The organism is Syntrophomonas curvata (genome assembly GCF_052976825.1).
Map to the genome: position 1 here is coordinate 2,955,959 of NZ_CM129641.1, position 22,675 is coordinate 2,978,633.

General features: G+C 47.7%; 20 protein-coding genes and 1 tRNA gene. 1 reads left to right on the forward strand and 20 read right to left on the reverse strand.

Annotated features, from left to right (window positions below; all coding sequences use genetic code 11):
- Window positions 1-150: 150 nt before the first annotated feature.
- Window positions 151-339 carry a hypothetical protein gene (locus ACU70B_RS13600; protein ID WP_447184060.1) on the reverse strand — a complete coding sequence of 63 codons (189 nt, stop codon included), beginning with the start codon at window positions 337-339 and terminating at the stop codon, window positions 151-153.
- Window positions 340-642: 303 nt separating this feature from the next.
- On the opposite strand from ACU70B_RS13600, the gene ACU70B_RS13605 reads away from it, so the two are divergent.
- Complete coding sequence (locus ACU70B_RS13605; protein ID WP_447185784.1) at window positions 643-930, forward strand: tyrosine-type recombinase/integrase; 288 nt, start codon at window positions 643-645, stop codon at window positions 928-930.
- Between the two features lie 81 nt (window positions 931-1,011).
- On the opposite strand, the gene ACU70B_RS13610 is transcribed toward ACU70B_RS13605, so the two are convergent.
- The 19 genes from ACU70B_RS13610 to ACU70B_RS13700 all read right to left on the reverse strand — a co-directional run bounded on the left by ACU70B_RS13610 (window position 1,012) and on the right by ACU70B_RS13700 (window position 22,628).
- A tRNA-Thr gene (locus ACU70B_RS13610) sits at window positions 1,012-1,086 on the reverse strand.
- Between the two features lie 116 nt (window positions 1,087-1,202).
- Complete coding sequence (locus ACU70B_RS13615; protein ID WP_447184061.1) at window positions 1,203-1,373, reverse strand: hypothetical protein; 171 nt, start codon at window positions 1,371-1,373, stop codon at window positions 1,203-1,205.
- 153 nt (window positions 1,374-1,526) lie between these two features.
- On the reverse strand, window positions 1,527-1,814 hold the full coding sequence (locus ACU70B_RS13620) for a hypothetical protein (protein ID WP_447184062.1): 288 nt from the start codon (window positions 1,812-1,814) through the stop codon (window positions 1,527-1,529).
- Window positions 1,807-3,192 carry an argininosuccinate lyase gene (gene argH, locus ACU70B_RS13625; protein WP_447184063.1) on the reverse strand — a complete coding sequence of 462 codons (1,386 nt, stop codon included), beginning with the start codon at window positions 3,190-3,192 and terminating at the stop codon, window positions 1,807-1,809. Before argH ends, ACU70B_RS13620 begins: the two co-directional genes overlap by 8 nt.
- A 110-nt stretch (window positions 3,193-3,302) precedes the next feature.
- Complete coding sequence (locus ACU70B_RS13630) at window positions 3,303-4,022, reverse strand: anaerobic ribonucleoside-triphosphate reductase activating protein (protein WP_447184064.1); 720 nt, start codon at window positions 4,020-4,022, stop codon at window positions 3,303-3,305.
- 3 nt (window positions 4,023-4,025) lie between these two features.
- Entirely contained in the window at window positions 4,026-6,146 is a 2,121-nt protein-coding gene (locus ACU70B_RS13635; RefSeq protein ID WP_447184065.1) for a ribonucleoside triphosphate reductase, read from the reverse strand.
- 303 nt (window positions 6,147-6,449) lie between these two features.
- Window positions 6,450-7,682 carry an argininosuccinate synthase gene (locus ACU70B_RS13640; RefSeq protein ID WP_447185785.1) on the reverse strand — a complete coding sequence of 411 codons (1,233 nt, stop codon included), beginning with the start codon at window positions 7,680-7,682 and terminating at the stop codon, window positions 6,450-6,452.
- Between the two features lie 67 nt (window positions 7,683-7,749).
- Window positions 7,750-8,691, reverse strand: coding sequence for an ornithine carbamoyltransferase (gene argF / locus ACU70B_RS13645; RefSeq protein WP_447184066.1), 942 nt, complete (start codon window positions 8,689-8,691; stop codon window positions 7,750-7,752).
- A 30-nt stretch (window positions 8,692-8,721) separates the two neighbouring features.
- A complete protein-coding gene (locus tag ACU70B_RS13650; protein WP_447185786.1) occupies window positions 8,722-9,906 on the reverse strand; it encodes an aspartate aminotransferase family protein in 1,185 nt (394 codons plus the stop codon).
- 93 nt (window positions 9,907-9,999) lie between these two features.
- The gene (argB, locus tag ACU70B_RS13655; RefSeq protein ID WP_447184067.1) at window positions 10,000-10,860 is read right to left on the reverse strand and encodes an acetylglutamate kinase; all 861 of its coding nucleotides are present in this window, start codon (window positions 10,858-10,860) and stop codon (window positions 10,000-10,002) included.
- Window positions 10,861-10,907: 47 nt separating this feature from the next.
- Window positions 10,908-12,113, reverse strand: a complete 1,206-nt coding sequence (gene argJ, locus ACU70B_RS13660) for a bifunctional glutamate N-acetyltransferase/amino-acid acetyltransferase ArgJ (RefSeq protein WP_447184068.1) — start codon at window positions 12,111-12,113, stop codon at window positions 10,908-10,910.
- Window positions 12,114-12,138: 25 nt separating this feature from the next.
- On the reverse strand, window positions 12,139-13,176 hold the full coding sequence (gene argC / locus ACU70B_RS13665) for an N-acetyl-gamma-glutamyl-phosphate reductase (RefSeq protein ID WP_447184069.1): 1,038 nt from the start codon (window positions 13,174-13,176) through the stop codon (window positions 12,139-12,141).
- A gap of 256 nt (window positions 13,177-13,432) precedes the next feature.
- On the reverse strand, window positions 13,433-14,215 hold the full coding sequence (locus ACU70B_RS13670; protein ID WP_447184070.1) for an enoyl-CoA hydratase-related protein: 783 nt from the start codon (window positions 14,213-14,215) through the stop codon (window positions 13,433-13,435).
- A 180-nt stretch (window positions 14,216-14,395) separates the two neighbouring features.
- On the reverse strand, window positions 14,396-14,818 hold the full coding sequence (locus tag ACU70B_RS13675) for a MaoC family dehydratase (protein WP_447184071.1): 423 nt from the start codon (window positions 14,816-14,818) through the stop codon (window positions 14,396-14,398).
- A 22-nt stretch (window positions 14,819-14,840) separates the two neighbouring features.
- Window positions 14,841-15,983 carry an acyl-CoA dehydrogenase gene (locus ACU70B_RS13680; RefSeq protein ID WP_447184072.1) on the reverse strand — a complete coding sequence of 381 codons (1,143 nt, stop codon included), beginning with the start codon at window positions 15,981-15,983 and terminating at the stop codon, window positions 14,841-14,843.
- Window positions 15,984-16,273: 290 nt separating this feature from the next.
- Window positions 16,274-18,364, reverse strand: a complete 2,091-nt coding sequence (locus ACU70B_RS13685) for a sigma 54-interacting transcriptional regulator (RefSeq protein WP_447184073.1) — start codon at window positions 18,362-18,364, stop codon at window positions 16,274-16,276.
- Window positions 18,365-18,983: 619 nt separating this feature from the next.
- Complete coding sequence (locus ACU70B_RS13690) at window positions 18,984-20,060, reverse strand: substrate-binding domain-containing protein (protein WP_447184074.1); 1,077 nt, start codon at window positions 20,058-20,060, stop codon at window positions 18,984-18,986.
- A 51-nt stretch (window positions 20,061-20,111) separates the two neighbouring features.
- A complete protein-coding gene (locus ACU70B_RS13695) occupies window positions 20,112-21,128 on the reverse strand; it encodes an ABC transporter permease (protein ID WP_447184075.1) in 1,017 nt (338 codons plus the stop codon).
- Between the two features lie 12 nt (window positions 21,129-21,140).
- Window positions 21,141-22,628 (reverse strand): sugar ABC transporter ATP-binding protein, encoded by a 1,488-nt coding sequence (locus tag ACU70B_RS13700; protein WP_447184076.1) that lies wholly within the window; start codon window positions 22,626-22,628, stop codon window positions 21,141-21,143.
- Window positions 22,629-22,675: the final 47 nt, after the last annotated feature.

A 22,675-nucleotide genomic window follows, 5' to 3' on the forward strand; every position in this document is an offset into this window, starting at 1 on the left:
AATATCGCTTTGCTCGGCTTTCCTTGACTTTTTATTCTCTATACCTGTATAAATATCAGCATAAGCAGCCAAGTCCCTGACGCGAAGTTCATTCAGCTCAGCCAGGGACAACCGCATTTTTTACCAATCACTATCCACTCCAGATCAGTTCTATTCGATAGTTCTCTTGTTTTGGATGGCTTCCTGCTGTTGTATTCCTCGTAGAAAAAAGCCGTCTGCTGCCTCTTCCTTTATTGCAAGAGCCATGTTTTCATCGGAAAGATCAATGCTATCCAATTCAGATAGCCATTTTTCAAAACCAGGGAATAGTTGCCCTGGGCCGACATCAGCCTTATTCATTGCCTATGTAAACTGTAATATTATGCAGACTGACATGGAGCAAAGTAGACTTTAACAAAGGCGTTATCCATGTAGATCAGCAACTAAAGCGGGATAAAGACAACAAACTGGATTATGACTTGCCAAAACGGAAACGAAGATATACCCATGACTGACCTTGCCCGGTCCGCCCTGCTTGCTCAACAGAATGCCCAGGCTGAAGCTAAGAAGTTTTACGGTGAAGTGAGGAGAACGACCTGGTATGCTGCTGGGACGATGGCCGGGAGATAGACCCCGACTATGTAACACAAAAAGTGGGGCAAGCTGCGGAAAAAGTTAAAGCTCAACCCTAAAATCAGGTATCATGATCTGCGCCATAATTTTGTTACCGTCTTACTCGACCTGGGGAAAGATCCCAAAGTAGTGTCAGAGCTTCTAGGGCATGCTGATATTCGGACAACTTATAATTTTTATATACATCCTCGTTTAGATACAAAAAAGAAAGCTATTGAGGGCCTAGATGATGTATTAGTAAGCCATGAGCTGGCGAAGCCCGTTGATGATAAAATAGTGTCCTTTGAAGATATGAAAGCAAAGCGAAAAGCCCGTTAGCAAACCATTAGCAAAGCAATAAAATCAATAAATTAACATAAAATACCGGGGTTTAAAAACCCCGGTATTATCGTTTTTCTATGGAGCCGATGGCCGGATTTGAACCGGCGACCTGCTGATTACGAATCAGCTGCTCTGCCACTGAGCCACATCGGCATATACTATTGACAAGATAGATGATAGCAGGATTATTTCTGCCCGTCAAGAAGCCGGCATTCGCCGGCTTTATTTTCGTTAATTCATCTAAGCAAGTATTTAGCTGGGTAACCTCTCTATTTGGACTTCTTTTCATCAGCCAGATAGTAATAATTGGGGTTATTCAGTACTATGGATTGGCAGGAAGGGCATATTTTCTTGACGTAGGCTTTCCTGTCTATGATATGTACCATGGTCTTAAGGGTTGCCTCTGGAAATTCTTTGTTACAGCTGCTGCATTTGTCCATCGATACGAGCCTCCTTTATCCAATAATATGAAGCCAATGATTATTCTAGCATTATTGTCTGGCGACTTATAGTGCTTATGTCTAAAACTTTTATTCGCATAGAAAAGTAAAGCCGGGCTAGCCGGCTCAAATTATCTTCTCGGAAACCTCTAATCAGTCAGTTGCATAAGCCTGCAGTAATTCCATTTCGATCTCTGCCAGTTCATTAACTTTAGCTACGGCTATAGCAACTACCTCTGCGCTTTCATCTTCCAGTTCCTCGGCCACCAGCTTGCCAAACGGTATGCAGCTCATACGGGCCAGGGTTTCCGGGACGTCCACCTGGGAAAAAAAAGCGTTGAGGATGTTCATGATGTTGTAAAAATACGATTCGGCCCAGGCTTCGACCTGGTCTTCGTCGGGCTTGCCGTCAACACAGTTGAAGCGACTCAGATTATACATCTCCCATCCCCCTTATCCATTCATCAGCTTCGCGCAGCGCCCGGACGACGGTTTCCGGCGCAGGCCCTCCCGCCACTTTACGCCGGGCAATGCATTCTTCTACTGCAAGATACTGGTAAATGTCATCTGCAATCAGCGGTGAAAACTCCCTGTATTTTTCTATGTCTAAATCTTCCAGGGAGAGGTTGTTGGCGAGGCAATAAAGGACGGTTTTGCCCACCACAGCGTGAGCATCCCGGAAGGGCAATCCTTTGAGCACCAGATAGTCGGCCAGATCGGTAGCATTGGTGAACCCGCCCCGGGCCGCCGCTGCCATTTTTTCCGGCCTGAAACGGGCGGTTTGCAGCATGGGGGCAAAAACCACCAGGCTTTTTTTGACTGTGTCCACCGCATCAAAGAGTGCTTCCTTATCCTCCTGCATGTCTTTGTTATAGGCCAGGGGAAGCGATTTCATAAGGGTCAGAAGAGTAATCAGGTCTCCGTATACTCTTCCTGTCTTGCCCCGAACCAGCTCAGCCAGATCGGGGTTTTTTTTCTGCGGCATGATGGAAGAACCGGTAGAGAAGGCATCATCCATATCGACAAAAGAAAATTCCTCACTGGACCATAGTATGAGTTCTTCGGAAAAACGTGACAGGTGCATCATCAAAATGCTGGCGAAACTGCAGAATTCCAGAGCAAAGTCACGGTCGCTGACCCCATCCAGGCTGTTGCGGGTAATATGGGCAAAGCCCAATTGTTCCCGGACGTAATCCCGGTCCAGGTCAAAACCGGTTCCGGCCAGAGCTCCCGAACCAAGCGGCATATAGTCCAGTCTCCTGGAGCAATCACTAAGTCTCTCCAGATCCCGGCGCAGCATTTCAAAATAGGCCAGCAGGTGATGAGCCAGGGTTACAGGCTGGGCTTTCTGTAAATGAGTATAGCCGGGCATAAGGGTATTTGTATGCTGCTTGGCCAGCTCCAGCAGGGTTTCTTCCAGCTTCAGAAGGTGATGCCGAATTACGGCTATCTCATCCCGCAGGTAAAGGCGCATATCCAGGGCCACCTGGTCGTTGCGGCTGCGGGCCGTATGCAGTTTCTTGCCCACCTCGCCTATGCGGCGGATGAGCAGGGTTTCTATATTCATGTGTACATCTTCGGCTTGCACGCTGAATTGAAGTTCGCCGCCGTCAAGACCATCCCTGATTTCCTGCAGTCCTTTGATTATAAGGTCTCTTTCCTCTGCGTTAATTATTCCCTGCTTGGCCAGCATGCGCGCATGGGCTATGCTGCCGGTAATATCCTGGTTATACATGCGGCGGTCAAAGGCTATGGAAGCATTAAAATCTTCGGTCAGGCTGTCACTTTCTTTGGTGAAGCGGCCGCTCCACAGTTTCATAACTACACCTCAATAATATTAATTAATTACTTACTGCAGTTTATATTCTAACCCAAATCAAGTCTGCTTTATATACAGGAAACTGACTTTTTTTCGGCCCCTTCAGAAGATTATACATTGCGTATACGGACTGAATCCACATAGGGCCGGCATAGCCGGGCCATTTCCATGAGTTCTTCCTTGCTATAGGGCTTTACGCTCGAAAGCCCGGAGTCAAAAGTGGTACGGGGATTAAACTGCTGCAGGCAGTACAGTCGGGCTCCTTCGATGTAGCGGGCTATGGCCGCGATATCCTCCGGACTATGCCAGAGGGGTATCACCGTAGTCCTGAACTCAACCTCAATGGCAGTGGTCTGCAGCAGGTTTATGGCTGCCCGCACATTGAAAAAGTCCTTCGGACTCAGCCTGCCGCTGGCTTCCAGATACTTTTTATAATCCAACGGCGCCTTGATGTCCATAGCTACGTAATCCAGCAGATTATCCGCCAGCAGCTTGGTCAGCATCAGCGGGTTATGGCCGTTGGTATCCAGTTTAACCAGATAGCCGGCATCCTTTACCCGCCTGATCACCTCGGGAAGTTCGGGATTTATCGTGGGTTCTCCGCCGCTGAATACCACCGCATCCAAAAAGCCGCGCCGCTCCTGGAGAAAGGCCAGCAATTCCAGGTCTTCTATTTCACCCGCAGCAGCGTCATTGCGGCCGGGTCTTACCAGCAGGTGGGCGTTATGGCAAAAAGGACAACGTAAATTACAGCCCCGGGAAAACAGCACGGCAGCTATCTTCCCGGGGTAATCAGTCAAGCTCTGCTTTAATAATCCGGCAAATTTCATTATTTACACCACTTTGTAAGTTCTCCGGTTTTTAAACTCAGCCTGCTTGCCTTCGTTCCACTGGTCTACCGGGCGCAGGTAGCCCACTACCCGGGAGTATACCTCACAACAGGTTTCCTTGCCTTCAGCCTCGCAGCTGGGGCAGGTAAAGTGCTGCCCGGTCAGGTAGCCGTGCTGAGGGCAGATGCTGAAGGTCGGCGAAATATAGAAGTAGGGCATCTTAAACTGTTCACAGGCCTTTTTGATCAATATTTTTACCGAGTTGATATCGGGTACTGCTTCTCCCAGGAAAATGTGGAAGGTGGTACCTCCGGTATACATGGCCTGCAGAGGATCCTGCATCTTCATGGCCAGGAACAGGTCGTCGGTATAACCTACCGGCAGGAAGGTGGAATTGGTATAGAAGGGCTCTGCCCCCTCGTTTTTAACCGCTTCGTTATTAGCCACAATGATATCGGGGAAACGTGCCCGGTCCTTCTGGGGCAGGCTGTAGCTTACCCCCTCGGCCGGGGTGGCCTCCAGGTTATACAGGCTGCCGGTTTTCTCCTGGTATTGCTGTATCCGTCCCCGCATAAATTCCAGAACTTCCAGGGCAAAATGATAGCCCTCCTCACTGCCGATGTCCTGACCCAGGAAATTTAAGCAGGATTCGTTCATTCCCACCAGCCCAATGGTGGAGAAATGGTTAATCCAGTATTTGCCGGTAGCTTCCTTTACCCCCCGCAGGTAAAACTGGGAGTAGGGATAGAGTCCGGAATCGGTTAGGTTTTCCAGTATCTTGCGCTTGATTTCCAGACTGTCGCTGGCCAAATCCATGATATCAGCCAGGCGGTGGAAATAGTCTTCCTTGTCCCGGGCCAGGTAGCCGATGCGGGGCATGTTTACAGTTACTACCCCTACCGACCCGGTCAGGGGATTGGAACCGAACAGCCCTCCCCCCCGTTTCCTAAGCTCGCGGTTGTCCAGCCGCAGGCGGCAGCACATGCTGCGGGCATCCTCGGGGTCCATATCGGAATTAATATAGTTGGCAAATCCGGGTATGCCGTATTTAGCTGTCATTTCCCAAATTTTATCGTACTTGGGACTGTCCCAGTCAAAGTCCCGGGTAATATTATAGGTGGGGATAGGGAAGGTGAATACCCGCTCCTCGGCATCGCCCTCCATCATGACTTCGGCGAAGGCCTGATTCAGCATATCCATTTCGGACTGGAATTCCCCGTAAGTCTTGTCCATAAATTTACCGCCGATGATAACGCTCTGGTCTTTAAAATACCCGGGTACTTTAAGATCCATGGTAATATTGGTAAAGGGAGTTTGAAAACCCACCCGGGTAGGTACGTTGACGTTGAATATAAATTCCTGCAGGCTCTGTTTTACCTGTTCATAATTCAGATTGTCATAGTAAATGAAGGGCGCCAGCAAGGTATCGAAGTTGGAAAATGCCTGAGCCCCGGCAGCTTCACCCTGCAGGGTATAGAAAAAGTTTACGATCTGCCCCAAAACGGTGCGGAAATGCTTGGCCGGCTTGCTTACCACTTTACCCCGGGCACCCTTAAAACCTTCCCGGATTAAATCCTGCAAATCCCAGCCCACACAATAAACCGCCAGTATGCCCAGATCATGCATATGATAATCACCGTTTTGCTGGGCTTCCTTCATCTGTTCGCTGTATATCTGGTTCAGCCAGTACTGGCTGGTGACTATGGAGGAAATGTGAAAATTCATGCCCTGCAGGCTGAAGTTCATATTGGAGTTCTCTTTTACCCGCCAGTCGCTGCGATCCAAATATTTTTCTATGATTTCGGTATTCTGGATCAGCTGCCGACTCTCTCTTATCACTTCATGCTGCTTGCGGTACAGTATATAGGCTTTAGCCGTCTTGTAATGATCGTTTTTAACCAGAACCTTTTCCACCAGGTCCTGTATTTCCTCAACCGTAGCTATTTCGTAGCTGTCCAGATAGTGGTAGCCGGCCAGTTCGATAACTTTATCGGCCAGCCTTTCGGCCGTTTCATAGTCTCTGCCCCCTACTGCCCGGGCCGCCTTATAAATAGCACTGACTATCTTTTCCCTCTCGAATGGAACCACGCGACCGTCACGCTTCCTTATACTGTTTAAACTCATCAGCTTCCTCCTCTAAAACACAATATATATGGTTTAAAAATTTATAAATACAATATGCTGTAGTTATTATAGTTTAACCGGGGGTGCTGCTTCAAATATATATAATTCCTTAATCAGCCCTTTTCATGCAAAAACAAAACGTTATGTTCACTTAGCAAAGGTTTTTATAGTAATGCTATTATTTCCTGGTTCAGCTTTCCGGCAAAAAGAAGCAGGATAGGCCTATTTTCCTACCCTGCCCGGATTTTTGTCCCGTCTCTTTCTATTTACTTCTATTTTCTCAACATATCTGCCAATTATCTATTAATTTCCTGTCAATTTATGATTAACCATGGCCTGCACGGTCAGAGGCAGGGCAAACAGATTTATAAAGCCCTGGGCATCTTGGTGGCTGTAGATTTCGTCGGCGCCGAAGGTAGCCAGTTCTTCATTGTACAAGGAATACGGCGAGCTGGAAGCTACGGCCCCGCAGCTTCCCTTGTAGAGCTTGAGCCTGACGGTTCCCGTAACTGTCTTCTGGGTCTCGTCAATAAAGGCATCCATAGCCTGCTTGAGCTTGCTGAACCAGTTGCCGTCATAAACCAGCTCAGCATATTTGGTTGCCATTTGCTCTTTAAACTGCAGCGTGCGCCGATCCAGGGTAAGCCGTTCCAATTCGTCATGAGCGGTATGCAGGACAGTGCCGCCCGGGGTTTCGTAAACACCGCGGGATTTCATGCCTACCAGGCGGTTTTCCACCATGCTTACAATACCTACTCCGTTAGCTCCGCCCAGAGCATTTAGTCTGCTCAGCAGTTCTACCGGGCCATAAAGCCTGCCATCCAAGGCTACCGGAATTCCCTGTTCAAATCCTATCTCTATATAAGCAGGCTGATCAGGGGCCTTCTCCGGCGGAACGGTCAGAACCAGAACATCATCAGGGGGTTCATGGCCCGGGTCTTCCAGAATGCCGCCTTCGTGGGACATGTGCCACAAATTGCGGTCACGGCTGTATATCTTCTCCTTGGTAACCGGCACTTCAATACCATGACGGGCTGCATATTCAATAGCATCCTCACGGGAACGGATATTCCATTCCCGCCAGGGCGCGATTATTTTCAGACTCGGGTTTAAAGCCTTTATCCCCAGTTCGAAGCGCACCTGATCGTTGCCCTTGCCGGTAGCCCCGTGGCAAATGGCTGCCGCCCCTTCCCGGGCTGCGATCTCCACCATTTTCTTGGCAATCAGGGGACGGGCAAAGGAGGTCCCCAGGAGATATTTTTTCTCATAAACGGCTCCCGCCTTAAGCACCGGCCAGCAGTAATCGGTTACGAATTCAGCCGTCAGATTTTCCACATATATTTTAGAAGCACCGGATCTGATGGCCTTCTCCCGCACCGGTTCCAGTTCCTCTCCCTGCCCCAGATCGGCACAAAAAGCGATTACCTCGTAGCCATAGTTCTCTTTTAACCAGGGTATTATGATCGAGGTATCAAGTCCCCCGGAATAGGCTAGTATTATCTTATCCGTAGTAAACCCTCCTGATTTGTATAAAATTATCTTCCTGAACTAAACCTTAGATCAACCAACAAAAGCTTATATAAAGTCAATCAAGTACCGCTGGCTACATGGTCAAGGCCATAATTGCCTTGTGGGCGTGGAGGCGGTTCTCAGCCTCATCGAAGACTGCTGATTGCGGGCCGTCCATAACTTCGTCGGTAATCTCTTTACCCCGCTTGGCGGGCAGGCAGTGCAGAACAATGGCATCTTTTTTAGCCCGGGTCAAGAGTTGGCTGTTTACCTGATAGGCCAGGAATTGCTTTTCCTTTTCCTCAGCTTCGCCTTCCTGCCCCATACTGGCCCATACATCGGTATAGATAACATCAGCTCCGGCTACGGCCTCTTGGGGGTCTTTAACTATTGACAGGACGGCTCCGCTCTGGGCCGCGTCCCGACGTGCCGCTGCCAGTATTCCGGCATCAGGTTCGTATCCCCCCGGTGAGGCAATGACCACGTCCATCCCCACCTTGGCCCCGCCGAAGAGCAGGGAGTGGGCTACATTGTTTCCATCCCCCACAAAGGCCAGTTTAAGACCCTTGAGCTCACCTTTATGTTCCTTTATAGTCATCAGGTCTCCTATTACCTGAGTAGGATGGAGAAGGTCAGTCAGGCCGTTTATCACCGGAATGTCCGCCCAGCGAGCCAGTTCCAGCACTTCCTCATGGTCAAAGGTGCGAATCATGATGCCATCCAGCATCCGGGCCAATACCCGGGCCGTATCCTTAACAGTCTCCCCCCGACCCAGCTGGATATCTCTAGGGCTCAGGAAGAGCGCATGTCCGCCCAGCTGGTACATACCTACCTCAAAGGCAACCCGGGTACGGGTGGAGGATTTCTGAAATATCATGCCCAGAGTCTTGCCGGCCAGATAGTGATGAACAATGCCCTGTTTCTGCATTTTCTTTATTTCCGCTCCCACCTTGAGCATATACTCAATCTCTTCCTTAGTGAAGTCATGAATGCTTATAAAGTCACGCCCCCGTAAAATATCCCCTATCTCAAACATAGATCCCATTCCTCCCTTTTAGCTTTATCCCTACCAGTCTTTCAGAGCTTCTTTGATTATACTCACCGCCTGATTGATTTCGGTCTCATTTATAATCAGGGGGGGTACCATACGCAGTACCCGGTTTCCGGCTCCCAGCACCAGCAATCCCTTTTGCAGGCAAATATTAACCAGTTCCCTGACATCACTGTCAAACTCTACCCCCAGCATGAGGCCGCGCCCCCTTATGCTGACTATCCGGCTGTCCTTTATCCCTTGCAGAGCACGAGTCAGGTATTTACCCAGATCATTAACCCGGTCGAGGAACCCTTCCCCGGTAACTATATCCATTACCCGGTTACCGACTGCGGTAGACAGGGGATTGCCGCCGAAGGTGCAGGCATGATCTCCCGGAGCAAAGCCGGAAGCGGCTTTGTCGCTGGCTATCATCGCCCCGATGGGCATCCCTCCCCCCAGACCCTTGGCCATGGTTACAATATCCGGAACTACTCCGTAGGTCTGATAAGCGAACAGTTTCCCGGTTCTCCCCATGCCGCATTGCACTTCATCACAGATAAGCAATATCCCTTCCCGGTCACAGATTTTTCTTAATCCCCGCAGAAAATCGGGATCGGCCGGTTTTATTCCCCCTTCACCCTGTACCGGTTCCACCATTATGGCACAGGTATTTTCATCTATCAGTTGCTCCACTGAGGACAGATTATTAAAATCAGCATATTGAAAACCTGCCGGCAGAGGGGCAAAACCTAACCGGTACTTCTCCTGCCCGGTAGCCGCCAAGGTACCCAGGGTACGCCCATGAAACGAATCATTGAATACGATGATTTCGTTCCTATGGCTCTCTTTCCGGCGGTAAAAATATTTGCGGGCCAGCTTGATGGCCGCTTCATTGGCTTCCGCCCCGCTGTTACAGAAAAAAACTTTACCCAGACCGGAATTACTGGCCAGCTTTTCCGCCAGATCTACCTGGGACTTGATCCAGTAAAGATTGGATACATGCCAGAGCTGCCGCGATTGTTCCTGCAGAGCACTGACAAGTCCATCATGGCAGTGCCCCAGAATACATACTGCAATACCTCCCACAAAGTCCAGGTATTGTTTGCCGTTGGCATCCCAGAGGTAACTGCCTTTGCCTTTGACCGGAGCGATGGGGAAGCGCCCGTAGTTATTCAGCACATATTCCTGACCTTTGACAGCGATTTCATTATTGGTCATCACCTTATCTCTCCCTTTCCGACCTTGCTAATTAAACATCAGAGTAAGGGGTATGAAATCCTCCTTACGCCTGATGTGTCACTCCCATTGCTGCTACCCGTTAACCACCATGGTGCCTATACCCTGGTCAGTAAAGACTTCCAGCAGTATGGAATGGGACAAACGCCCGTCGATAATATGGGTGCGCCCCACTCCACCTCGGACTGATTCCATACAGCACTGGACCTTGGGCAGCATCCCCCCGGCTATAACACCCTGTTGTACATATTCATCCACTTCACTTAATCTGAGTACTGATATCAGCGACTCACTGTCTTCAGGGTCCTTCAGTAAACCGGGTACATCGGTTAACAATACCAGTTTATCGGCTTTTATGGCTACGGCAATAGCTGATGCCGCCAAATCGGCGTTGATATTATAGCTCTCATGATTGGGACCCCGACCTATAGGGGCAATAACCGGAATGTAGCCATTCTCTATTACTGTCTCAATTATCTGCGGGTTTATGCACGTGACTTCACCCACAAATCCCATTTCTCCCTGGTTAATAGCCTGCGCCTCAATGAGATTGCCGTCTTTGCCTGATATGCCGACGGCTCTGCCTCCAGCACCGGTAATGCCAGATACGATCTCCTTGTTTACTTTGCCCCCCAGTACCATCTCCACTATCTCCATGATTTCCCGGCTGGTTACCCTGAGGCCGCCGACAAAATGGCTTTCTATGTTCAACCGGTTGAGCATCTGGTTGATTTCCGGCCCTCCCCCGTGAACCACTACCGGATGCATGCCGACAAATTTCATAAGCACTATATCCTGCATGACTTTTTGCTTCAATTCACAATCAGTCATGGCAGCGCCGCCGTATTTTATTACTACCTTTTTGCCGTAAAACTCTTTTATGTAAGGCAGCGCCTCGACCAGTATTTCCGCCTTTTCCATAGCCGATACCAGCATCTCACAATCCCCCTCGAGCTTTTTATATTAAATTTCATCCTCTGATATCAGGTTCGGTAGTCGGCGTTGATGCGTACGTATTCGTAGGAGAGGTCGCAGCCCCAGGCCGTGGCTTCACCGCCGCCTGATTTCAGGTCAACGGTTATAACGACTTTTTCCTGTTCCAGCTCTGCCCGGGCCTTTTCTTCATCGAATACCAGTCCCATGCCATTCTCCGCCATCTTTTCCGCCCCCAGATAGATATCGGTCCGATCCACATCAAAATCGGCTCCCGAGTACCCGGCGGCGCAAAGTATACGTCCCCAGTTGGCATCTTTTCCGAATACTGCCGCTTTGGTCAGGTTGGAGGCAGTTATGGAACGGGCTATGAGCCGGGCGGTCTGCTCATCGGCCGCATGCTTTACCTGGACTTCAATCAGGTGGTTGGCGCCCTCCCCATCCCGGGCTATCATCTTGGCCAGGTATATGTTCGCATAATCCAGGGCGGCCTTAAATTGCTGATAGTCTGCCCCCTTTTCATCGTCAATAACCGGGTTGCCTGCCAAGCCATTGGCTAATACCACCGCCATGTCATTGGTGGAGGTATCGCGGTCAACACTGATCATATTGTAAGAGCGGTTGACCGAATCCTTAAGGGCTTTTTGCAAACATTGGCTGCTGATGTCGGCATCGGTGGTGATAAAAGCCAGCATAGTTGCCATATTGGGATGGATCATGCCCGACCCCTTGGCCATGGCCCCGATACGTACCGGCACTCCCTGAATTTCAATAACAACTGCGATTTCTTTATTTTTAAGGTCGGTGGTCATTATAGCCTGGGCGGCATTATGACCGCCATTAACAGAAAGAGCTTTAGCCGCCTGCCGTATACCGGCTTCGATCCTTTCCATGGGCATGGCTACCCCAATTACTCCGGTTGAGGCTACAACTACATCCTGAGGTTTAAGGCTCAGCAATTCCGCACTGAGCTCTGCCATACGCCGGGCGTCGATCATCCCCTGCGGTCCGGTGCAGGCATTGGCGTTGCCGCTATTGACCACTACCGCCTGGGCTTTTCCGTCCTGCAAATGCTCCCGGTTAAGGTCAATGCAGGCAGCGCATACCCGGTTGCCGGTATAAACTCCGGCTGCATTGCAGGGTACCGTTGAATATATGATGGCCAGGTCTTTCCTGTCCTTTTTCTTTATTTCTGCATCTACTCCCTGGGCCAGAAAACCCTGGGGAGCAGTAACTCCACCTTCGCTGATTTTCACTGTGCTATCCTCCAGTAGTGTATTTTTACGGGTGTACCCCGGGAAAGTTAAGGCCTTTGCCTTCGGTTATGCCCAGCATGAGGTTCAGGTTCTGAATGGCCTGCCCCGAGGCCCCCTTGGTCAGGTTATCCAATGCCGATACCAGGATTACCCTGTCCTTTTCCCGATCGGCGTAAATGCCAATCTGCAGAATATTGCTGCCATATACCCATTTGGTATGAGGCATGACCCCGTCCGGCAGTATTTTCACAAAACTCTCCCCCCGATACTTTTCCTCCAGTACCTCATGCACCGCCTCTGCCTTTACTCCCGGCTGCACACGGGCATAGATCGTGGTCAGAATTCCTCGGTTCATCGGTACCAGATGGGGGGTAAATAACATCTCCACCGGCCGGCCGGCGGCAAAGCCCAACTCCTGAGCTATCTCCGGCCCGTGGCGGTGAGTCCCCACCCCGTACGGGTGGATGCCCTCGTTTACTTCACAGAAGTGACTGCTCTGTTTTGGAGTACGTCCGGCGCCCGAGACTCCGCTCTTCGAGTCCACTATTATCCCCTCGGCCTGCAGCAATCCCTGGGTCAGCAGCGGTGCCAGCGGCAATATGGCTCCGGTTGGAAAACAACCGGGGTTTGCCACCAGGCGGGTTCCCCTTATTTTTTCCCGGTACAGTTCAGGCAAACCATATACGGCTTCCTGCAAGAGTTCGGGAGCTTCGTGAATTTTATCGTAATATCTCTCGTAAAGAGCGGCATTTTTTAATCTGAAATCTGCCCCCAGGTCTACACATTTAATTCCGGCGGGAAGCAGTTCCATGGCCATAACCGCGGACAGCCCATGAGGCAGAGCCAGAAATACGGCATCACATCTGCCTATTAAGTTGTCCAGGTTGCTTTCCTCACATACCAGATCGGTAAAACCGGTAAGCTGGGGATAGAGCGCATCCACCCTGCGTCCCACGTTTTCGGTGGATAGTATGCACACTACCTCCATTTCGTCATGGCCGGCCAGCAAGCGTAAAAGGTCGGCGGCCGTATACCCGTCGCCTACTATTCCTATTTTATACAATTCATGAGGCCTCCTTTGTAATCCGCTGCGGAAATAGCCGCCGCAAATATTTATAATTATACAACCGCATGCATAATTGTGCAACATTATCTTTGCTCAGAAAAACATCCTCCCGACCTTATTGTGCAATGAAGGTCAGGAGGACGCCTTGCCCTTGAACTATGTATTAAGTTGTGCAGCCCCTATTATAGCACCTCCGGGATTCTAAACAAGGCAATTACGCCCTTTATACTGTATACCTGATTTATTTTACAGATTAACATCCCTTGAAACTGGCCTTTTCTTTATTAAGAAATGCTCCCATGCCATTTTTCTGGTCTTCGGTGGCGAAGCAGATTCCAAAAAGGTCAGCTTCAACCGCCAGGCCGGTTTCGATGTCAGTCTGCAAGCCTTTGTTGATGGCACTTTTAGAGTATTTAACTGCCAGAGGCGCATTGACCATAATTCTGCGAGCCATTTTCCGGGCTTCATCCAACAGGGTCGCAGCCGGATAAATATGGTTGACCAGCCCGATACGGTAAGCTTCTTCCGCTGTTATGGTACTGGCGGTAAAGATTAACTCCATAGCCCGCCCTTCTCCGATCAGACGAGCCAGCCGCTGGGTTCCGCCAAACCCCGGGGTAATACCCAAACCCACTTCCGGCTGACCAAATTTAGCCTTTTCTGAAGCCAGCCGGATGTCGGCTGCCATAGCCAGCTCGCATCCTCCGCCAAGGGCAAAGCCGTTAACAGCAGCGATAACCGGCTTTTCCAACTTTTCAATGGCACGGAAGGCCTCCTGTCCGGTATAGCCGAACTGACGCCCCTTTACAGCGGTGAGGCCATGCATTTCTTTTATATCAGCCCCGGCCACAAAGGCCCTTTCTCCCGCTCCGGTAATTATTAAGACCTGGATTTCATCATCTTTGCCGACGGCGGCAGCGGCCTGCATGATTTCCTCCAGGACTTTGGTGTTGAGAGCATTCATCGCATCAGGACGGTTGATATAGAGTATCCCTATTCCATCTTCTTTCTCCAGCAACAGGTATTTATAAGCCATTTCTCCACCCCCATGTCATTCATGTGTTAATTATACATTTTTAAGGTATTTGTGGAAATTATTATTAGCCATGCAGCTCCGGATCATGGGTAGGATTTGGCGCTTACGTTCAAAATTAATAATGAAGCCTTCTGTGATAACCACAGGAGGCTTCATGCCATTTTTCAGGATGATTCCGGGTTAACCGAGTATATATTCCCTGCCTTCACCAACAATGACTATCTCATCTTTTTGATTGACACAGGTGGTTTCTATCTGTACCATATGTTTTTCTTCCAGCTTCTCCTTTATTACTGCCGTAGCCGTAATAGTATCGCCGATGTAAACCGGTTTAACAAATTTCAAATTCTGCATCGCGTATACATTGCCAAAAGTAACCTTGGTTACGGCGGTTGATATAAGACCGGCCACTAACAGACCGGGCACTACTACATCCTTAAAACGGGTGGTTTTACCATATTCTTTGTCAATGTGCACCGGATTCATATCTCCGGTAATGCCTACCCAAAGCATGACATCGGACTCGGTCATGGTCTTGGTCATAGTTTCGCTATTACCTGGTTGTAAGGAGTCCCAGGTCTTTATTTTATCCTCATAATTCATGAATCGCACCTTCTATCATTTATTAACGCAATATACTGTTGCTTATAACGACTCTCTGAATCTCGCTGGTACCTTCGTAGAGTTCAGTAATTTTAGCATCGCGCATCATTCTCTCCACCGGGAATTCACGGGTATAGCCATAGCCGCCATGAATCTGCACCGCCTGGCTGGCTACTTTATTAGCGGTTTCCGACGCTTTTACTTTGGCGATGGCGGCAGCGGTTGAATAGTCAAGCTGCCGGCTCTTTCTCCAGGCGGCCTCATAGGTTAAAAGTCTTGATGCTTGTATCTCTATGGCCATATCGGCCAGCTTGAATTGGATAGCCTGCAGGCTGGCAATAGGTTTGCCAAACTGTACTCTCTGTTTGGCATAGGCCAGTGCCGCTTCATAAGCGCCCTGAGCAAGACCGACTGATTGGGCGGCAATCCCTATCCTTCCGCCGTCCAGGGTCTGCATGGCGATCTTGAAGCCTTCTCCTTCTTTACCCAGGAGATTCTCTTTAGGTATTCTGCAATCCTCAAAGACCAGGTCACAGTTCTGGGTGCCTCTTAGCCCCATCTTTTTTTCAAATTTTCCGAAGGTGAAGCCGGGAGTGCCTTTTTCCACGATGAAAGCACTGAAAGCCTTACTTCTTAATTCTTTCGGACCGGTACGCGCAAATACTACATATATATCGGCTGATCCGGCATTGGTAATAAATATTTTTGTTCCGTTCAGTACATAGCTGTCTCCGTCCGGATCTGCTTTACAGCTCATGGCCAGGGCATCGGAACCCGCATTGGATTCGGTAAGGCCAAACCCCCCCTGTTTAATCCCTTGAGCCATAGGCACCAGGAATTTTTGTTTTTGTTCTTCGCTGCCATAAGCCAAAATCGGCCAACTGCCCAGGCTTACGTGAGTGGAAAGGGTATCGGCTGCCGACGGATCAACCCGGCCCAGTTCTTCTACGGCAATGGCATAAGCGACATAATCCATCCCGGCGCCGCTGTAATTCTCTTCAAAGGGAATGCCCGTGAGTCCTAATTGTCCCATCTGATCGAAAGTATTACGGTCAAAGTATTCTTTTTCATCTCGGTCAACTACACCCGGGGCTAGCACTCCTTCTGCAAAATTTCTTACCGACTGTCTGATCATTTCATGTTCTTCGCTGAGTTTAAAGTCCATTATCTTTCCTCCTTTGAATGATTCGTACCAGGTTCTTCACCCCCTGGCAATCTCAATGAACTTTAAGTGCAAAAAACCTGCCAACCTAAAATTTTATTTGGCTGAAACCTATTTAACGCAGCAACAGCGGGATTTTACAGAATATTTATTTAATATTGACAGCATTAAATAATCATCTTTGAGGACAACCTCTTTAAAATTATTTGCATTTACGGTTCAACAATAATGGAATAGCCGTATTCTCAAGGAATCGGGCGAGTCGTTTCCGTTTCGCCCGATTCTTTTAAGAATCACCCGTGGTTTTCAAATTTTATCCCATATTGCGCGGCTTTGCGTATTACCGTAGTTTGACTTACCCCCAGGGCTTTCGCCGCTTTACGGCTGGTTTTATAAATTTTGATATAATGCTCCATCAATTCCCGTTCATAAGCTTCGACTTTTCCCCGCAGATCAATCGTGGGGGGACTTTCCTTCTCAATACTGATTTCTTTTTCACCCTGATTGATGCCGCTGCCTAGTTTAATGCTCCTTATGACGGTATCAGGCGAGGTTACTACCGCCCGTTCAATAACATTCCTCAGCTCTCTGATATTGCCGGGCCATTCATAATTAATTAATTTATCAATCAGTTTTTCATCTAAATTTTTTTGCAAATTATATTGGTCGTTAAACATTCGCAGGAATTTTAAAGCCAGGGGAGGTATTTCTTCCTTGCGCTCCCGTAATGGAGGGACATAAATGGGAACCACATTCAAGCGGTAGTAAAGATCTTGCCGGAACTGCTTTTTTTTGACCATCTCCGCTAAATTCCGGTTAGTGGCAGTAATTATGCGGACATCAATACTTATGGAATTGCTTCCTCCAATCCGTAATATCTCCTTTTCTTGAATAACCCGCAGTAATTTGGTTTGGATGGGTATTGGTATTTCCCCGATTTCATCCAAGAAAAGCGTGCCTTTATGGGCAATTTCAAAAAGGCCCATTTTCCCGCCCTTTTTAGCCCCGGAAAAAGCCCCGCCCTCATAACCGAACAATTCCGATTCCAGTAAGCTCTCAGGTATGGCGGCACAATTTATACTTATTAAAGGCCGATCTTTTCTCAAACCATGCTTGTGCAGTTCCCGGGCAAATACCTCTTTGCCCACCCCCGATTCGCCATAGATAATTACGGTTGAATCAACCTTGCCCAGACGCACTATCAAATCCATAATTTCACGGGATTTACGCGAATTTATTACCACTTCCCCGGAATTCATATTAACCTTTTGCAGTTCTTCTTCATAATGCCGGCGTAAACTATGGGCCTGTTCCACCTCCTGCTTGAGCTGCATTAATTCGGTAACATCACGGCCATTGGTGAGTATCCGGACCAGTTCACCTTTATCATTAAAAATCGGATTACCGGTAACCACTATGGTTTTACCGGTTTTGACCTTTTGGGTAAAGGTAACCGGTTTATGGGTTTCTATTACCTCAATCGTGGCTGAACAGTCATACCAGCCCTCTTCTACCAGATCGTACATGTTCTTGCCCAGGATATCTTCCGCTTTAATGCCGGTTATTCTGGTATAGGCTTCATTAATACTTAAGACATTGGCCTTGGCGTCAGTAACAAAAATACTGTCAAAGGAAGCTTCTATAATCGCATCTACTTCAGCTTTAAGCTTTTTGGTATATTCAAGTTCGTCCGATACATGCTCTAATTTTGATATATCCTGAATCGATGAAACGGCGCCTATCACTTGGTCTGCAACCATAATAGGGCTGTTCATGGCCAATAAGGTTTTGTGGTCATGGTTGAACTTCTGATTCGACGCGCTTTTCTTATTCTCGAGTACCTGATGCAGCTTTCCCGCCGGAAAGACTTCATGATAAGGCCGGTTTAAAGCTGATGGGCGGCTGATATTGAATAAATCTTCGGCCGCCTTGTTAAAAATAAGGATTTTACCTTCTCTATCTATGGCAATAATGCCGTTGTAGACTGCATTGAACGCTTCCTCCGTCTGTCCGGAAATATTCCCCGTATCCAGGTTGGAATAGCTGACAATCGCTTTCCGGGTAATCATGCCCAGAATTTTTTTATCCTTAATAATCGGCATAATACTGTTGGTTAGAGGATAGATTTCTTCCAACTCCGTTTCCGGAGCAACTGACATCAAATTGCTTATCATGAGTTTTTGCACCGGAGTATCGGGATTAATACCTTCGCCAATTGACTTATACAATTGCTTTTTATCTATATAGCCGATAAAGCTATTATTCATATCTACAACCGGAAGTATATCGACATCGTACTGCAGAAAATAGCGGGCAATTTCGTTTAAAGTCTGACTATGTTTACATACGACAGGTATCGGCGTCATGATATCTTGTACTTGCATTAATACCTCTCCCTTAATAAACTTAGATTTTCTCCTGGCATATTTGTTGATTGCATTTTATGTAATTCTCACATGTCTTCCTGGGCTCTTGCCCTTAATTCCTTCCTCCCTCCTCTAGTTAATGGCATTGCCATAGCTTTGGTATTTATAATTCCCTGATTCCGCCAATTTTATAGGTGGTATGAACATTAAATGCATCCTTCACTCAAAACAGCAACCGGTTTTTATCCCGACGCCTTTCATTTTGCTTTTTAAAAAGATCTTATCAACTCTGATGCAGGTAGATAAATTGATTGGCATGTTTGCTTTCTGATATTTGCAAAATGCATGCCCAAATTCCTGGCCGGCATTTTTGAAAAACAGCCTCAATTCGAGCCTTCTATTCTATTTTTAATAAATTTTTTCCAGATTACGAGCTCTGGTCGTATTTTCTAAGGTGTATGAATTTAAGCACTTAAGCCTTTTCGAACGATTTGGGTTCACATTTTTATAAAGCGGTTTTAATTAAAACTGACAAAATGATGATAGGTAAAAATACAATGAACCTTCCGGAGAAAGCCTACGAACTCCAAAAGGTTCATTGTTTTAAGGTCTAAGCCTTCGTTAAAATATCAGCGGTTTATAGGAAAGGTACTCCTGGTTTGTAGAACTTATCTACGTTATCTTTGGTTATGGTTGGAGACGGTAAATAAACCCTGGTCGAAATATCTTCATCGTGCAGGACCTTAAGCGAATATTCAATGCCTGCTTTACCAGTTTCGACTGCGCTATTGATACCAATAGCGTTGATCTTACCATCCTTAAGTGCCTCAATGGCTTCCAACTGACCGTCAATGGAACCTACTAATACACTTTCACCCGCTGATTTAATAGCATTTAAACAACCTAGTGCCATTGCATCGCCCTCACTGAATAAAATATCTATCTGGTTGGGATGCGAAACCAAAATATCTTGCATCTGGCTCATGCCTTTGTCGGGATCCCAATCTCCGGCATAGCGCTGGGCAACCACATCAATTTTGGAAGCACCAAATTTCTCATACTGATATTCAGAAAAACCACTTATGAAACCGCATCTGCGCTGCCATCCTTCCATATCTCCGGGGTGGCCGCTCATTACCGCAACATTTGCAGCATCCTTGTTCCATAGTTTGCCTAATTCATAGCCTACGCCGTAACCGATTGCATAATTATCAGAAGTTATTAAAGTTTCGATTTTTGCGTTAGGGTTACCCTTGGTATCAACAGCGCTGTTTACGCAAACTACTGGAATTCCAGCTTTGTTTGCCGACTCAACTGCAGTCAAAATAGCAGTGGGATTACATGGATCAAGAACGATGGCATCAACATTCCTGGCGATAAGATCCTCTACATCGGCAACTTGCTTGTCCGGTTTGTTTTGAGCGTCAATTACTATTACTTCGCAATTATTGGCTTTACCCAGTTCTTTGGCTGCGGTAACCATGGCTTCAAACCAAGGAGTGCCAGCCAGGGCTCTCTCGCTCCAACCGATTACAAACTTTTTGCCCGAGGGATTCAAGTCGCTGTTGCCACCGGCCGCCGGCTCTTCAGTTTGTTGTTTGTCGCCACTGTTAGCTTCTTGCTTCTCAGAACCGCATCCGGTTAAGGTGAATGCAAAGATCAGCATTAAAGCAACAGCTAAAAGTTTGAACCTTTTTCCTTTTCCTTCGTACATGCAAAACCCTCCTCTATTATTCGTGTTGTTTAATAGATCCAGTTATAATGGTCACTCCTTTCTTTCCTCGGACGCAATCTCCTTATCACCTCCTGGTTTTTTGATCCTAAATCCTATTAGCCCACTTCCCAGGCTTTGGCTTACTACAGACAGGATAATAATTAAGCCTTTTACAATCATCTGCGGATAAGCAGCAACACCCATCAGATTCAGGATGTTGCGAATAAATCCGATAATAAAGGCGCCAAACATGGAGTTAATTGGAGTACCAATACCACCCATCAATGATGCCCCGCCAACCACAACCGCAGCAATCGAGTCAAGTTCCCAATCCTGTCCGATTGTAGGACTGCCGGCTCCTAAGCGGAAAGCCATAAAGGCTCCGGCCAACCCACACAAAGCACCTGAACATACATATGCGAAAAACAAATACCGTTGGACATTAATCCCGGCCAAACGGGCAGCCTCCGGGTTGCCGCCAACTGCGTACAATCTTCTGCCTACAATGGTGCGCCCCATAACGAACCAGACCAGAACAGTTACCACAATCATTACCCATATGATAACTGGTATTCCCAAAAGGCTTCCTCTGCCCAGGAAAGAAAAAGTTTCATTATTGACGTAAATAACATGTCCCCCGGACTGAATAAAGGTCATACCCTTTACCATGACCAGAGTAGCCAGGGTAGCAATGAAAGGGGCAAACTTTAACTTACTAATCAGAATACCGTTGACACATCCGGCTACAGCCCCAACTCCTATAGCTCCCAAAGTTGCTAGGCCCACCGGAATACCGGCAGTTACAAATTTGGCTACCATTACACCAGACAAAGCCAATACTGACGCTACGGAAAGGTCGATTCCTCCAGTTACAACAGCCAGTAACTGAGCTAAAGTGACCACAACCAGCATGGCATTCTGTGTTAGGATATTATTGATATTAGTCGCAGTAAAGAACTCAGGAGATATAATACTGTAACATATTATTAATCCGAAAAAGATTACCCAGACCTGATAGGTTGCCCAAAAGCTTCGCCAATCAAATCCCTTTTTGCTCAACTTCAGCATCCAGTCCCCTCCTTAAAACATAGCCCTGACGATTTTATCTTCGGTTGCCTCTTCGCGACTGAAACTGCCCGTCATTTTTCCTTGTCCCATAACGACAATCCGGTCACTAACTGCCAATAATTCCTGGGTATCACTGCTTACAATAATAATTGCGCCGCCCTGGTTGGCATAATCAATCATTAATTCATAAATTTCTGACCGTGCTCCCACATCAATTCCCCGCGTGGGCTCATCAAACATCAGTACCTCACATTCAGGAAGCAACCATTTGGCCATGACCACTTTTTGCTGATTGCCGCCAGACAATGTGTCTACCTGCTGGTTTTGGCTATAACATTTGATCCTTAGTTTTTCGATCTGTTCCGATACCACCTCATCCTCTTTCTTTTGATTCACAACCCCCAATTTACTGAACTGGGGAAGTGCCGTTAAAGTTGCGTTTAGCTTTATCGTCATCCCCAGAACCAGTCCCTGGTGTTTTCGATCCGCAGGCAGAAAACCGACTTTATTTCTGATTGACGTTCTAGGGGAGATCATCTTTATTTCTTTCCCGCGAACTTTTATTACTCCACTTATCGGTTGCTTCCCGCCGAAAATGCATTGCACCAGTTCGCTTTTTCCCGATCCCACCAATCCGGCTACACCTAGAATTTCGCCCTGGCGCAGAGCAAGAGATACTTCATGCAGATTTTCCTCACCCACCAGTCCTTCAACTTCAAGAACTGCCGGTGCGTCTTTAAGTTTTTCCACCCTTTCCGGGCTCCAGTAAATGCGATCGGCAGGTTTCCGGCCAATCATCATCTGAACCAACCCGTCTTGATTTATATCAGATGGTCTCACTGTGCCTACTTTACTGCCGTCCTTAAGAACTGTCACCCGGTCTGCCATTTCAAAAATCTCGTTAAGTCGGTGAGAAATGTAAAGTACGGTTACACCTCTTTCCCTTAAGGTGTTTATTACTCGGAATAAAGTTTCCACCTCACGGGCTGGCAGCAGTGCAGTGGGTTCGTCCATAACAACTATTTTAGCGTCCTCCACCAGGACCTTGGCAATTTCCACCGCCTGCTGCTGGACTATGCTCAAGTCTTTTACCAAAGAAGAAGGGTTCAATTCAAATCCAATTCCCTCCAAAGCTTCTTTGGCCCGTTTGCTCATTTGGCTGCGCCGAACGGCGCCAAGTCTACTGGGCATATTACCCAAAAATATATTTTCCGCTACAGTCATATAAGGAACCAGGCTCAGTTCCTGATAAATAACTGATATTCCTTGGGTCCGGCCTGAGTGAGGATCGCTTATCTTGATTTGCTTGCCGTCCAGGTATATTTGCCCTTCGTCAGGTTGATACGCGCCAGACAGAATTTTTATTAAGGTGGACTTGCCCGCACCATTTTCGCCAGCTATCGCGTGAACCTCACCTTTTTCCGCCTCAAAATCTACTGATTTTAAAGCACGAACACCTGGGAAAGATTTATTAATACCTTTCATGAATAAATAACTCATTTAATCCCTCCCTACATCGGTTGTGCCAAAGATATCGAATTGCTTAA

Bases quoted from the DNA above. Each gene is read 5' to 3' on its own strand.
- ACU70B_RS13600 (WP_447184060.1), bottom strand. From the start codon at position 339: ATGAATAAGGCTGATGTCGGCCCAGGGCAACTATTCCCTGGTTTTGAA.
- ACU70B_RS13615 (WP_447184061.1), bottom strand. From the start codon at position 1,373: ATGGACAAATGCAGCAGCTGTAACAAAGAATTTCCAGAGGCAACCCTT.
- ACU70B_RS13620 (WP_447184062.1), bottom strand. From the start codon at position 1,814: ATGTATAATCTGAGTCGCTTCAACTGTGTTGACGGCAAGCCCGACGAA.
- argH (WP_447184063.1), bottom strand. From the start codon at position 3,192: ATGAAACTGTGGAGCGGCCGCTTCACCAAAGAAAGTGACAGCCTGACC.
- ACU70B_RS13630 (WP_447184064.1), bottom strand. From the start codon at position 4,022: ATGAAATTTGCCGGATTATTAAAGCAGAGCTTGACTGATTACCCCGGG.
- ACU70B_RS13635 (WP_447184065.1), bottom strand. From the start codon at position 6,146: ATGAGTTTAAACAGTATAAGGAAGCGTGACGGTCGCGTGGTTCCATTC.
- argF (WP_447184066.1), bottom strand. From the start codon at position 8,691: ATGTTTGAGATAGGGGATATTTTACGGGGGCGTGACTTTATAAGCATT.
- ACU70B_RS13650 (WP_447185786.1), bottom strand. From the start codon at position 9,906: ATGACCAATAATGAAATCGCTGTCAAAGGTCAGGAATATGTGCTGAAT.
- argB (WP_447184067.1), bottom strand. From the start codon at position 10,860: ATGCTGGTATCGGCTATGGAAAAGGCGGAAATACTGGTCGAGGCGCTG.
- ACU70B_RS13670 (WP_447184070.1), bottom strand. From the start codon at position 14,215: ATGGCTTATAAATACCTGTTGCTGGAGAAAGAAGATGGAATAGGGATA.
- ACU70B_RS13675 (WP_447184071.1), bottom strand. From the start codon at position 14,818: ATGAATTATGAGGATAAAATAAAGACCTGGGACTCCTTACAACCAGGT.
- ACU70B_RS13680 (WP_447184072.1), bottom strand. From the start codon at position 15,983: ATGGACTTTAAACTCAGCGAAGAACATGAAATGATCAGACAGTCGGTA.
- ACU70B_RS13685 (WP_447184073.1), bottom strand. From the start codon at position 18,364: ATGCAAGTACAAGATATCATGACGCCGATACCTGTCGTATGTAAACAT.
- ACU70B_RS13690 (WP_447184074.1), bottom strand. From the start codon at position 20,060: ATGTACGAAGGAAAAGGAAAAAGGTTCAAACTTTTAGCTGTTGCTTTA.
- ACU70B_RS13695 (WP_447184075.1), bottom strand. From the start codon at position 21,128: ATGCTGAAGTTGAGCAAAAAGGGATTTGATTGGCGAAGCTTTTGGGCA.
- ACU70B_RS13700 (WP_447184076.1), bottom strand. From the start codon at position 22,628: ATGAGTTATTTATTCATGAAAGGTATTAATAAATCTTTCCCAGGTGTT.